Source organism: Streptomyces turgidiscabies Car8 (assembly GCF_000331005.1).
GTDB classification, from domain to species: Bacteria; Actinomycetota; Actinomycetes; order Streptomycetales; family Streptomycetaceae; genus Streptomyces; species Streptomyces turgidiscabies.
This window is the reverse complement of sequence record NZ_AEJB01000514.1, coordinates 1-12,675: the sequence shown is the minus strand read 5'-3', so window position 1 is coordinate 12,675 and position 12,675 is coordinate 1. Positions and strand designations below refer to the sequence as shown.

Sequence of the window (12,675 nt, the reverse complement as noted above, 5' to 3'; positions counted from 1 at the left end):
CACCGGCCGGCAGCCGACCACCCACCGGTAACAAACAGGCCCCCGCCAGGAAGGCACCCCGTAGCCCCCCGTCCACCCACCCTTGCCACGCTGCCCACGTGCTCAAGGCTCCCGCGACAAACCTCCCCCGCTGCCAGGCCGTAGGCCTCATCGGCACCGTATGCCTCGCGCTCGGAGGCGAGGGCGCCGGCGCCCTCCCCGTACGAGAACTCATCGCACCCTCCACCGCCCGCGCCGCACTGGGCCTGGTCGGCGTCTACTTCGGCGTCGTCCTCCTGATCGCCGCCTGGACCCTGCTCGGCAGACTGGTCCGCAGCGCGAACCCGCCCACCGTACGTTCCCTGATGCTCGTACTCGCCGTCTGGGCGGCCCCGCTCCTCCTCGCCCCGCCCCTCTTCAGCCGCGACGTCTACAGCTACCTCGCCCAGGGCGCGATGGTCGACGCGCACATGGACGTGTACACGCACGGCCCCGCCCTGCTCGGCGGCCCGCTCGCCGCCGAGGTCGCCCCCGTGTGGCAGCAGACCGGCGCCCCCTACGGCCCGCTGTTCCTCGCCGTGGCGTCCGGGCTTTCCGGACTGACCCGGGGCGAGCTCCCCGCCGGTCTCTTCGGCATGCGCCTGGTCGCGCTGCTCGGCGTGGCGCTGATGGCGGCGGCCCTGCCCCGCCTCGCCCGGCACAGCGGCGCCGACCCGGCCGCCGCGCTCTGGCTCGGCGCCCTCAACCCGCTGGTCCTGCTGCACCTGGTGGCCGGCGCCCACAACGACGCGATCATGCTCGGGCTGCTCGGCGTCGGCCTGGTGGCGGCGCTGGGCCGGTGGCCGATCCTGGGCGCCGTACTCGTGACGCTCGCCGCCCTCGTCAAGGCACCCGCGGTCCTCGGCCTCGCCGCTGTCGTGGCGCTCCAGATCCGCGCGGGTCGCGGCCCGGTGCGGGCGGTGCTCACCACGGCGGTCGCGGCAGCCGCGACCACCGTCGCCGTCACCGCGCTGGCCGGCACCGGCTACGGCTGGATAGGCGCCCTGAAATCCCCGGTGTCACCCGAGAACTGGGCCCTCACCAGCCTCCTCGGCCGCGCCACGGCCGCCGGACTCACGGAGATCGGCAGCGATCTGGCACCGCTCGCCGTCCCGGCCTGGCACCTCCTCGGGATCGCGGTCACCGTCCTCACCATCGCCTTCATCTGGCTGCGCCGCCCACGTCTCAGCCCGCTCTACGCACTCGGCCTCAGCCTCGCCGTCGTGGTCGTCCTCGGCCCGGCGATCCGGCCCTGGTACGCCCTGTGGGCCCTGTTCCTCATCGCCGCCGCCGCGCCCAGCACCAGTCCGGCGATACGCCACCGCCTCGCCGCCGTCACCGGAGTCGTCGCGCTCCTGGCACTGCCGAGCGGCGCGCCCGCCGGGACCGAGGAACTGGTCCTGGCCGTCTCCGGCGGCGCGCTGGCCCTCGTCGTCCTCTGGCAGGCCCACCAGGCGGCCCACGCACCCCTGCGGGAGAGCACCGTATGAGTCCTGTGCGCCCTGTGCGACTGCCCCGCACCGACCGGGAGCGGCTCCTCCTGGTGCTCGCCCTCGCGGTCGCCGTGACCGTGTTCACGGCGACCGTGCCGCTGCTGCGCGGCTGGTTCGACCTGCGCGTCTACTACGGAACCGTCGACACCTGGGTCCACCACGGCGGCCGGATCTACGACTACCGGGTGCCGGGCACGGCGTACGGCTTCACGTATCCGCCGTTCGCGGCCGTCAGCATGCTGCCGATGGCGCTCCTCGGGCTGCGCGGCGCGATCACCGCCGCACTGCTGCTCAACCTGGTGGCGCTCGGCGCGGTGGTGTGGATGGCCGCCGGACCGGTGCTGCGACGCTACGGCTGGGCCCTGACCGGCTGCGCCCTGGCGCTGTTCGAGCCCGTGCGGGACACCGTCAGCTTCGGCCAGGTGAACCTCGTACTGCTGGCCCTGGTCCTCACCGACGCCTGGCTGCTGACGACCGGACGGCCCCGATGGGCGGGCATCGGGATCGGGCTCGCCGCCGCCGTCAAGCTGACGCCCGCCCTCTTCATCGGCCTGCTGCTGCTCGCCGGGCGACGGCGGGCCGCCGGGGTCGCGACGGCCGTCACGGGTGCGGCCACCGCGCTCGCGGTGTGGGTGGCGCCGGACGCCTCGCGCTACTACTGGAGCGAGGCACTGTGGGACACCCGGCGCATCGGGCAGCTGGCGTACGTGTCGAACCAGTCCCTCCAGGGTGTGCTGGCACGGCTGGCCGTACCGGGCGAACCCAGCCGTGCCGTCTGGCTGGTGGTGGTCGTGGCCGTCCTCGGTTTCTGGGCCTGGCGGGCGCGGCGGGCCGTCGCGGTGGGGGACTGGTGGGGCGCTTTCGCGCTCACCGGGCTGACCGCCTGTCTGGTCAGCCCGATCACCTGGGTGCACCATCTCGTCTGGCTGCTCCCGTCGTTCGCCGTCCTGCTGCGCACCGGTCACGCGCGCGTGGCGGGCGCGCTGTACGCGGTGCTGTGTACGAGCGTGGTGTGGCTGTGGTTCGACGACGCGTCCGGCGTCGACGGCTTCGTGGGCGGCAGCGCGTACGTCTGGGTCACGCTCGGGTTGCTGCTGTGGCTGCCGGTGGACGCTGCCGGTCAGGGCCCCTTCGGGCCCGCGACGCGCAGTACGAGCGACACCGCGCCGGCACCGAGCACGGCCGCGCCCAGGATCGTCCAGGTCTCCGGCCAGCCCGGCCCGCTGTCGGACGTCACGGTGGCGGCGGCGGGTGCCTGCACCGGGCCCCCCGCCGGCATCCGCACCTGCACCGGCGCCTGCGGTCCCGGCTGCGACACGGGCCGTGCGGCGTCCAGTGAACCGACGGGATCGACGCGTCCGGCGGCCCCGAAGCCCCAGTCGAGCAGCGAACGGGCCTCCTCGTAGACGGCGTAGCCGTCGCCCTCCTGAGGGTTCATCACGGTGACGACCAGGGTGCGTCCGCCCCGGCGTGCGGCGGCGACCAGCGTGTTGCCGGCCTTGCTGGTGTAGCCGTTCTTGACGCCGATCACCCCCCGGTACCGCTCGACGCCGTTGGCGCCGGTCAGCAGCCGGTTGGTGTTCTGGATCTCGTACGACCAGCCGCCCCCGCCGGGGAACTTCGCGTAGGCCGTGCCGCAGTACGCGGCGAAGTCCGCGTTGCGCAGCCCGGCCCGCCCGAACACCGCGAGGTCGTACGCCGACGACACCTGCCCGGGCGTGTCGTAGCCGTCGGGCGAGCGCACATGGGTGTCGCGGGCGCCCAGGGCGCGGGCCTTGGCCTGCATCCGGACGGCGGTGTCGCGCCAGCCGCCGCTCAGGGCGGCCAGGACGTGCACGGCGTCGTTCCCGGAGTTGAGGAACACACCTCGCCACAGGTCGGAGACCCGGTACGTACGCCCGGCCGCGACCCCGACCAGACTGCTGCCGGCGCCGATGCCCTCCAGGTCGGCCTCGGTGACCTTGTGCCGGAGGCCCGCGGGCAGCGTGGGGAGCACGGTGAGGGCGAAGAGCGTCTTGAGCGTGCTGGCCGGCGGCAGGTCGCGGTGCGCGTTGCGCGCGGCGAGGACCTCACCGGTGGAGGCGTCGGCCACCAGCCACGACAGCGCGGACATGTCCCGGGGGAGGCGGGGCGCCCCGGGGCGGAGCCGGGCGTGGGTGCCGGACCGGTACAGCAGCCGTGCGTCCGCCGCCGCTGTCGTCGGCTCAGGCGTCGGCGTGACCGGGGCGCCGCCGGTGCGGGCGGCTGCCGGGACGGGCGCGAGCGCGAGCACGCCCGTCACGCACAGAGCACAGCAGGAGGCGGCGATCCGGGATGCCGCCGACGAGGACGACGAGGACCCGGCATTACGAGCAGAGAATCCGATGGTCATATCGCAAACGTAGGAATGGGTGCGCCGTATGCCGTGGTGCCGTGGCCGAGGAGCGGGCCCGAACACCCGGATGCCACACGCGGGAGCCCATGGGCACCCGCCGGGCCGGGTCAGCCGGAGGGCAGCGTCGGCTGGATCCGCCGCAGGAAGGTCGCGTTGTCGGGCGTGCCGCGAAGCCGGTCGAGGAGGGTCTCCAGGTTTGTCTGGCCGTCCCGTGTCTGCAGGGCCCGCCGCAGTCCCTGTACGGTCGTCAACTCGGCCGGGGGCAGCAGGAGTTCCTCGCGGCGGGTGCCCGACGGGTTGATGTCGACGGCCGGGTAGACGCGCCGGGAGGCCAGCTCGCGGCTCAGTCGGAGCTCCATGTTGCCGGTGCTCTTCAGCTCCTCGAAGAAGTAGTCGTCGGCGCGTGAGCCGGTCTCCACCAGGGCCGTGGCGAGGATCGTGAGCGAACCGCCCTCCTCGGCCAGGCGCGCGGCGCCGAACAGCCGCTTCGGCCCGAGCAGCGCGGCGGCGTCGACCCCGCCGCTGAGGGTGCGGCCACCGGAGGCCGCCGCGTTGTTGTGGGCCCTGCACAGCCGGGTGAGGGAGTCCAGGAGGATGACGACGTCCTCGCCCGCCTCTACGAGCCGCTTGGCCCGCTCGATGACGAGTTCGGCGAGCGCGATGTGCTGCTTGGGCGCCTTGTCGAAGGTCGAGGCGTACACCTCGCCGCGCACGGAGCGCCGCATGTCGGTCACCTCCTCGGGCCGTTCGTCGAGCAGCACCACCATCAGGCGGCACTCGGGGTGGTTGCCGGCGACGGCCGCCGCGATCTGCTGAAGCAGCACGGTCTTGCCGGTCTTGGGCGGGGCCACGATCAGCCCGCGCTGGCCCTTGCCGACGGGTGCGATCAGGTCGGTGACGCGCCCGGTGAGTCCGGCCGCCGGGTGTTCGAGGCGGAGCCGGTCGCGGGGGTGGAGCGGGGTGAGGTCGCGGAAGTGGGGGCGGCCGCGCAGCTCGTCGGGCGTACGGCCGTTGACCAGCCCGATCTCGGTCAGCGCGCGCTGGGTGCCTTGTGCGCCGACGACGAGGTCGCCCTTGCGCAGGCCGTGACGGCGGATCAGCGCCGGGGAGACCTGGAGGTCGGTGGGTGCGGGCAGGCAGCTGTCGGCTGCCCGCAGATACCCCTTCCCGTTGCCGTCGATGTCGAGGACACCGGTCGCGATCCGGGCCGGGGGCAGTTGTTCTACCGGGGGGTGTTCGAGTGTGGTGGTCATGGTCGGAGAGTCCTTTCACGGACGGAGACGCATGCCGCATGAGGCACGCGGAAGACAGAGCAAGGGGAGGGCCGCGAGAACTGGGCGCGCCGGGCGCGCCGCGGGCGGCGGAAGACAGCGACACCTCGGGTACGGCAGAAACACGTCGCCGCTGGTGAGGTGGTACTGGGAGGAGCTGATGCGCCGGTCGGACACCGACGGGCGGGTCAGCGAACTGAGGTTGAACAGCACCGGCGCCCGAGAAGGGGCGTACACAAGTGCTGTCAGTACGGTACCACGCCATGCGCGAGAACGGCTGTGAGTCGCGACTCAACGGCTCGCGAGGAGCCCGTAGAGGAGTGGGATGCGCGGCTCGGGCAACCGCCACCAGCCCGACGCCGTACGTTCCATACGGGGCCAGCGGGGCCAGGGCAGTTCGTCGCTCTCGCGCAGCCGCCGGATGGTCAGTCCCGCCCCGATCAACGCGTTGACGACCTCGTCCATTCCATGCGGCCACTCGAAGCTCTCGGTGGCCCCGGTCACGGCCGGCCCGTCGGTGTACGTGAACGTCGCGTCCCGGTGCACGGCTCCCCGCGCGCCCAAGTAGTCATGCCGCAGAAGGAGTTCACCGGTGTCGTCCGAAGAGGGCTTGGGGCTCAGCGAGTTGAGCAGCGGATGGAACTCCGCGATGTACAACAGGCCGCCGGGGCGCAAAAGTTGGACGATCACCTCCGCCCAGCGGTCCAGGTCGGGCAGATAGCACAGGGCGCCCTTCCCGGTGTACACGACGTCGAACCGCCGCTGCTCCAGTGCCTCCACGGCGTCGTAGACGTTCGCCCGTACGTACGTCACGTCGAGGTCCGCCTTCGCCGCGATGCCGCGCGCCGCGGTCACCGACGCCTCGGAGAAGTCGAGGCCGACGGCCCGCGCCCCGCGCTCGGCGAAGGCGAGGGTCTCCGTGCCGAGGTGGCACTGGAGGTGGAGCACATCGCGGCCGGCGAGTTCGCCGAGGTCCGCCCACTCCCAGGAGGCGAACCAGCGCGAGGGGTCGGGGTTCTCGCCCAGGCCGTAGAAACGGCTGGCGAGATGGACGGGGGTACGGGCGTCCCAGTTGGCCTCGTTGGCCCGCATCATGCGCGCGTGCTCGTCGGTGGTCACGGGGGTCATCCAATCAAAACACCGCCGCTCAGGCGGGCCCGGCGGCCTGCGCCTCCCGCGCGATGCGCTCGAACTGGGCGCCCATGGCCGCCGACAGCTCCTGCGCGGCCGACAGCGGACGCACCATGACGGTCAGTTCGTCGATCAGACCGTCCTCGTCGAGGTGCAGGAAGTCGCAGCCCTGGATCTCGCGCCCGCCCACCCGCGCCGTGAACACCAGCGCCTGGTCGCGACTCTCGGGCGCGCCGATCTCCCGCTCGTACCGGAAGTCCTCGAAAACCCTGGACACCCCGCGCAGGATGGCCGCGGTGATCGCCTTCCCCGGGTAGGGCCGGAACGCGACCGGACTGGTGAACACGACGTTCTCCGCCAGCAGCTTCTCGACGGCGTCGAGATCCCCGGCCTCTGCTGCCTCACGAAATGCGCGCATTCGTTCACCCTAAAGGGTGAACCGTGCGAGCGGGCGTCCATGAGGCCTACCCGCGCGCTCGCCTTAAGCTGAGCCGATGTTCAGCCCCGAAGGCCCCACACTCCGCGAACTCGCCGTGCAGGCGCTGTCGTCCGTCGAGCACGGCTACGACCTGCTCGCACCGAAGTTCGACCACACCCCGTTCCGCACCTCGGCCCCGATCCTCGAGGCGGTGGCGTCGGCGCTCGGCACCCTCGGGCCCTTCGACGACGGCCTCGACCTGTGCTGCGGTACGGGCGCCGGTCTGGAGGTGCTGGACCGGGTGTGCGGGGAGAGCGTCACAGGAATCGACATCAGCGCGGGCATGTTGGAGGTGGCCCGGCGCCGGGTGGGGGAGGGCGGGCGCGCCGGCGGCCCACGTGTCGCCCTGGTTCGCGGCGACGCCCGGGCCCTGCCTTTCGGCTCAGTCCCTTCCGTCGCCTCCGCCTTCGATCTGGTCGTCAGCTTCGGGGCGTTCGGGCACTTCCTGCCGGACGAGTTGCCGGGGCTGTTCGCCCAGGTCCACTCCGTACTGCGGCCGGGCGGGCGCTTCGCGTTCCCCGTCGGGGCCCCGCCCCGCCCGGGAACGCGCGCCTACTGGGCGCTGCTCGGCTTCGACGCGGTGATGAAGGTGCGCAACGCCGTGTGGAAGCCGGCGTTCGTCATGTACTACCGGGACTTCCGACTGTCCGACGTACGGCGGGAGTTGACGCGCGCCGGCTTCGACGTGGAGACCCGTGCCCTGCCAGAGTTCGGACAGCGGCCCGACGGCAGTCCGCGCTGCCGGATGGTGGTGGCGACGCGGACACCCGCCGGGTGAGCGGTCAGCTCTTGATGAACGCCAGCAGGTCGGCGTTGAACGCCTTCTCGAACTCGCCCACCAGGCCGTGCGGGGCACCCGGGTAGACCTTCAGTGTCGAGTCCTTGACCAGCTGAGCCGTCTTCTCCGCCGAAGCGGCGATCGGCACGATCTGGTCGTCGGCGCCGTGCGCGATCAGCGTCGGTACGTCGATGCGGCCCAGGTCCTCGGTGAAGTCGGACTCCGAGAACTGCTTGACGCAGTCGTAGGCCGCCTTGAGGCCGACCTGCATGCTCCACATCCAGAACGCGCGGCGCATGCCCTCGGACGGGGTCGCGTCCGGCCGGTTGAAGCCGAAGAAGGCCTCGCTGAGGTCCCAGTAGAACTGCGAACGGTCCGCCTCGACACCCGCCCGGATACCGTCGAAGGCATCGAGGGGCGTGCCCTCGGGGTTGGCCTCGGTCTGCAGCATCAGCGGCGGCACCGCGCCCAGCAGCACGACCTTGGCGACCCGTGCCGTCCCGTGCCGGCCGATGTAGCGGGTCACCTCGCCGCCGCCGGTCGAGTGACCGACGAGGATAACGTTGTCGAGGTCGAGCGACTCGATCAGTTCGGCCAGGTCGTCCGCGTACTGGTCCATGTGGTTGCCCTGCCACGGCTGCGCGGAACGGCCGTGCCCGCGCCGGTCGTGCGCGATGGCCCGGAAGCCGTGCTCGGCGACGAGACGGGACTGACCGTCCCAGGTGTCCGCGTTCAGCGGCCAGCCGTGGCTGAACACCACCGGCTGGCCCGTGCCCCAGTCCTTGAAGAAGATCTCGGTGCCGTCGGACGTGGTGAACGTACTCATGGAGGTGTGCCTCTCGGAAAGTAGGACGTAGTCGGACAGTCGCACGATCCGCTGTGCGCCGCCCGAGGTCTTACCCCGACGCTATGCGCCCCCGGCCGACAGGGAATCTGTCATCTGACTACACCTGCCATGCACCCTGTACGACTCATTGCCGTCCATTGGTCCTTACCTGGGTCACAGTGCGCTGTACAGGGCGTCGATCAGCGCCATCTTGCGTGGGTCGTTCACGATATGCGGACCCATGCGGTTCATGACGTACCCCAAGGACACGCCGGCATCCGGGTCGGCCAGCCCGCAGGAACCACCGAAGCCGTCATGGCCGTACGCCCTCCGGTTGGGCCCGTACCAGCCGTGGTCGCCGCTCAGCCACAGGCCGAGCCCGATCTCCGTCTCGTAGTCGAAACCCGCGCCGAGCACCAGGTCGCGGCAGCTGCCCTGGCCCTCGCGCACCCGCTCGACCGTCTCGGCGGAGAGGACGCGCTGCCCGCCGTACGAGCCCTGGCCCGCGAACACGCCGTACAGCGCGGCGATCGCGCGCGCCGTGCCGTGGCCGTTGGCCGCCGGTATCTCGGCGGCCCGCCACTCGGGGCTGTTCGCCTCGGCGGCCCCCGTGACCGGGTTGGCCACGGCGGCGATCGTGACGGGCGTCAACTGGGCGAAGAGCGCGGCCTGTTCACTGGGCGAGGCGGCCGGTGGCGGCACCAGCTCGGCGGCCCGCCCGGCCTCCTTCTCCGGCAGTCCGAGGCGGAAGTCGATGCCCAGCGGCCCGGTCACCTCCCGCTCCAGGAAGGCGCCCGGCAGCAGCCCCGACACCCGGCGGACCACCTCGCCGACCAGGAAGCCGTAGGTCAGCGCGTGGTATCCGGACCCCGTCCCCGGCTCCCACCAGGGCTCGGTCGCCGCCAGTCGGCGGGTCGTCAGCTCCCAGTCGTAGAGGTCGGCGAGCGAGTGCGGCTCCCGCAGGCCGGACAGGCCCGAGCGGTGCGACAGCAGATGCCGTACGAGCACGCCCTCCTTGCCGGCCGCCGCGAACTCCGGCCAGTACGCGGCCACCGGGGCGTCGAGGTCGAGCAGCCCCCGGTCGGCGAGGATGTGCGCGCACAGCGCCGTCGGCCCCTTCGACGTCGACCACACGTTGACGAGCGTGTCGCGTTCCCACGCACGCGTGTGCCCCGCGTCGGCCCAGCCGCCCCACAGGTCGACCACCGTCTCGCCGCCGACCGTGACGCTCACCGCCGCGCCGAGCTCCCCGCGGTCGCGGAAGTTCTCCTCGAACGCCGTACGCACCGCCGCGAAGCGTGCGTCGCAGTCGCCGTGAACGTGTGACTCGAGCTCGGACATGGGCCCTCCGCGGTTCGCCGGAACTCCGGGCCACAACGCTGTGACCCGGGCACCGTCGAACATACCGACCGGTCGGATCGCGCGGAAGGTGTAGGGATCGGTCAGTTCCTCTTACGGAACCGGCCGATCCGTCAGGCGTACGAGCGCAGCCAGCTCAGCTTCGTCGCCTCCTGGAAGGGGCCGCCGCCCTCGTGGTCGTTGAAGTCGTAGACCTCGACCTGCTTGTCGTCGTGCGCCCAGGCGTTGAAGGCCGCGAAGACCGTGGACGGCGGGCAGGTCTGGTCCTCCAGAGCCGTCGAGAAGAGCGCCGGAGCCCGGCCACGTGCCGCGAAGTGCACGCCGTCGAAGTAGGCGAGCGTGCTGAGCGCGTCGGCGGTGCGGCCCCGGTGGGTCTTGAGATAGCTGCCGATCTCGCGGTAGGGGTGACGGTCCGTGAGAGTCGCCGCACGCGGGAAGTCGCACAGGAACGGCACGTCCGGGGCGACCGCGACGAGGTCCGGGACCAGCCCGCCGACCGCGATCGTGATCCCGCCGCCCTGACTCGAACCTAGGGCCACCGTGCGCGCCGCGTCGACCAGGGGATGCGAGCGGGCCGCCTCCACCGCGCGCACCGCGTCCGTGTACACCCGCCGGTAGTAGTAGTTCTCGGGAGCGTCGATGCCCCGGGTCATGAATCCGGGGTAGGAGGGCGCGTTGCCCACCGGGTCCGCCGTACCGCCACCGCCGCCCCACGCGCTGCCCTGACCGCGTGTGTCCATGGCGAAGTGGGCGCGGCCGGTGGACGCCCACAGCAGGTTCTCGTGCGGCAGGCCGCGCCCGCCGCCGTACCCGATGAACTCCACGACCACCGGCAGCGGCCCGGACGCACCGGCGGGCACCCGCAGCCAGCCCTTCACCGGGTGGCCGCCGAATCCGGCGAACGTCACGTCGTACACGTCGACCGTGGTCAGTCCCGTCTCCACCGGCTCGAAACGGGCGTCCAAGTCGTGTTCCCGGGTCTCCTGCAGGGTCTTGGACCAGAACGCGTCGAAGTCGTCGGGCTCGGCGGAGGCGCTGCGGTACTCGCGCAGTTCGTCGAGGGGGAGGTCGAACTGGGCCATGTAGGACCGCCTTTATGAGGTAGTGGCAAGCGCTTGCGGATGATCACACCGTACGTGGGAGGGCCGACGACCCGCCAGGCCTCCACGGCCCGGACAGGCCCCGCGCGACGATCGCGCGCCCCTACGATGACGCCCATGCCGACTGCTGTGGAACTGCTGGTCAGGGACGCCGAACTGCTCGTCGTGGACGGCGCGCACGAGATTCCCGGCGGGTGGGTGGCTGTCGACGCCGGGCGCGTCACCGCCGTCGGCACCGCCGGGACCGAGCCCGAGGCCCGGACCACCGTGTCGGCGGCCGGGCGGCTCGTCACCCCGGGCCTGATCAACACGCACCACCACATCTACCAGAACCTCACCCGCTCCTACGCGCCGGCCGTGGGCGGCACCCTCTTCGACTGGCTGACCACGCTCTACCCGCTGTGGGCCGCGCTCGACGAGGAGGCGGCGTACGTCTCGGCGTACGTCGGCATGGCCGAACTCCTCATGGGCGGCTGCACCACCTCCTCCGACCATCTGTACGTCCATCCGCGCCCCGGACTCGTCGACGCCGAGATCCGCGCCGCCCGTGACATCGGCTTCCGTTTCCACGCCACCCGCGGGTCGATGACCCGGTCGGTGGAGGACGGCGGTCTGCCGCCCCGGAGCGTCACACAGACCGACGACGAGGTTCTCGCCGACAGCGAGCGGCTCATCAGGACCCACCACGACCCGCGCCCCGGCGCGCTGATCCGGGTCGCCCTCGCGCCCTGCTCACCCTTCTCGGTGACCAGGGAGCTGATGACGGCCACCGCCGAACTCGCCGAGCGGTACGACGTACGCCTCCACACGCACCTCGCGGAGGACCGCGACGAGGACACGTACTGCCTGGAGACCTACGGCTGCCGGCCCGTCGAGTACTTCGAGGAGGCCGGATGGATGAGCGACCGCACCTGGGTCGCGCACTGCATCCATCCGAACGACGCCGAACTGCGCCGCCTGGCCGCCGCGGGCGTCGGGGTCGCGCACTGTCCCAGCTCCAACATGCTCATCGGAGGCGGCACCGCCCGTGTGAAGGAGATGCGCGAACTGGGGCTGCCCGTCGGTATCGGCTGCGACGGCTCCGCCTCCACCGACCACGCCTCGCTCTGGATGGAGACACGCGGCGCCCTCCTCCTCGGCCGCTACCGGGGCGGCCCAGGTGCGATGACCGTGCGCGACGCCCTCGACATCGCCACCCGGGGCTCGGCGCGCTGTCTGGGCCGCGACGACGAGCTCGGACAGCTGCGCCCCGGCGCCTGCGCCGACCTCGTCGTCTGGGACCTGCACGAGGTCGCGCTCGCCGGTGCGCTCAGCGACCCCGTGGAGGCGTGGCTGCGCTGCGGACCGGCCCGCGCGTGGACGACGGTCGTCGCCGGGCGCGTCCTGGTCGACCGGGGCGAACCGGTACTGCCGGGCCTGCGGGACGCACTCACCGACCACCGCCGGATCGCCCGCCGCATGCAGGAGAGGGTGTGACGACCCACCCCGCCCGTCACGCCCGCCGTCCCGTCCACTCCGGTTCCGTACGCGCCCAGGCGCGCTCCCATTCCCCGAGCCGACGCTGAACGGCCGTACGGTGTAGGGCGGTTCGGGCCAGGAGGACGAGTCCGGCGGTGACTCCCGAGGCCCAGATCCCGACCGCCACCGTGTACTGCCGGACCGCGGCGGCACCGGGCGGCGGTGCGACGGCCCGCCCGTGCGCGTCGAGCCACAGGTCGACGGCGTCCCCGCGCCGGGTTCCCGCCGGCACCTGCGCCGTCGCCGTACGCGCCCCCGCGCCGGGCTCCGTCCACAGCACCCGCACGCGGTACAGGTACTGTCTGCCGGCCGGCGCAGGGGGAGCCCCG

The 12,675-nt window shown here is 72.4% G+C and carries 11 protein-coding genes and 1 pseudogene; 4 read left to right on the top strand and 8 right to left on the bottom strand.

All coding sequences use genetic code 11. The features are described 5' to 3' along the window. The first annotated feature begins 98 nt into the window (after positions 1-98). On the top strand, positions 99-1,508 hold the full coding sequence (gene mptB / locus STRTUCAR8_RS36980; protein ID WP_006381546.1) for a polyprenol phosphomannose-dependent alpha 1,6 mannosyltransferase MptB: 1,410 nt from the start codon (positions 99-101) through the stop codon (positions 1,506-1,508). A 14-nt stretch (positions 1,509-1,522) separates the two neighbouring features. Beyond that, a complete protein-coding gene (locus STRTUCAR8_RS55460; protein WP_006381413.1) occupies positions 1,523-2,917 on the top strand; it encodes a glycosyltransferase family 87 protein in 1,395 nt (464 codons plus the stop codon). Between the two features lie 35 nt (positions 2,918-2,952). Here STRTUCAR8_RS55460 and STRTUCAR8_RS55455 read toward each other — a convergent pair. The 4 genes and pseudogenes from STRTUCAR8_RS55455 to STRTUCAR8_RS36960 all read right to left on the bottom strand — a co-directional run. Further along, positions 2,953-3,624 (bottom strand): annotated as a pseudogene (locus tag STRTUCAR8_RS55455) (D-alanyl-D-alanine carboxypeptidase family protein); the annotation flags it as partial. Between the two features lie 368 nt (positions 3,625-3,992). After that, on the bottom strand, positions 3,993-5,138 hold the full coding sequence (gene rho / locus STRTUCAR8_RS36970; RefSeq protein WP_006381459.1) for a transcription termination factor Rho: 1,146 nt from the start codon (positions 5,136-5,138) through the stop codon (positions 3,993-3,995). A gap of 309 nt (positions 5,139-5,447) precedes the next feature. Continuing rightward, the gene (locus tag STRTUCAR8_RS36965; protein WP_006381501.1) at positions 5,448-6,275 is read right to left on the bottom strand and encodes a class I SAM-dependent methyltransferase; all 828 of its coding nucleotides are present in this window, start codon (positions 6,273-6,275) and stop codon (positions 5,448-5,450) included. A 28-nt stretch (positions 6,276-6,303) separates the two neighbouring features. After that, on the bottom strand, positions 6,304-6,705 hold the full coding sequence (locus STRTUCAR8_RS36960; protein WP_006381545.1) for a nuclear transport factor 2 family protein: 402 nt from the start codon (positions 6,703-6,705) through the stop codon (positions 6,304-6,306). Positions 6,706-6,781: 76 nt separating this feature from the next. Between STRTUCAR8_RS36960 and STRTUCAR8_RS36955 the strand changes: the two genes are divergently transcribed. Next, complete coding sequence (locus STRTUCAR8_RS36955) at positions 6,782-7,543, top strand: class I SAM-dependent methyltransferase (protein WP_006381442.1); 762 nt, start codon at positions 6,782-6,784, stop codon at positions 7,541-7,543. A 4-nt stretch (positions 7,544-7,547) separates the two neighbouring features. Here the strand turns inward: STRTUCAR8_RS36955 and STRTUCAR8_RS36950 are convergent, their stop codons facing one another. From STRTUCAR8_RS36950 to STRTUCAR8_RS36940, 3 genes are all read right to left on the bottom strand, one after another. Next, entirely contained in the window at positions 7,548-8,369 is an 822-nt protein-coding gene (locus STRTUCAR8_RS36950; RefSeq protein ID WP_006381513.1) for an alpha/beta fold hydrolase, read from the bottom strand. Positions 8,370-8,543: 174 nt separating this feature from the next. Continuing rightward, complete coding sequence (locus tag STRTUCAR8_RS36945) at positions 8,544-9,710, bottom strand: EstA family serine hydrolase (RefSeq protein WP_006381512.1); 1,167 nt, start codon at positions 9,708-9,710, stop codon at positions 8,544-8,546. A 131-nt stretch (positions 9,711-9,841) separates the two neighbouring features. Beyond that, on the bottom strand, positions 9,842-10,810 hold the full coding sequence (locus STRTUCAR8_RS36940; RefSeq protein ID WP_006381525.1) for an acetylxylan esterase: 969 nt from the start codon (positions 10,808-10,810) through the stop codon (positions 9,842-9,844). A gap of 135 nt (positions 10,811-10,945) precedes the next feature. Between STRTUCAR8_RS36940 and STRTUCAR8_RS36935 the strand changes: the two genes are divergently transcribed. Next, positions 10,946-12,304 (top strand): 8-oxoguanine deaminase, encoded by a 1,359-nt coding sequence (locus STRTUCAR8_RS36935; protein WP_006381463.1) that lies wholly within the window; start codon positions 10,946-10,948, stop codon positions 12,302-12,304. 16 nt (positions 12,305-12,320) lie between these two features. Here STRTUCAR8_RS36935 and STRTUCAR8_RS36930 read toward each other — a convergent pair. Then, positions 12,321-12,675: Rv1733c family protein (locus STRTUCAR8_RS36930; protein ID WP_006381500.1), on the bottom strand; the 355-nt coding region annotated here is incomplete at its 5' end.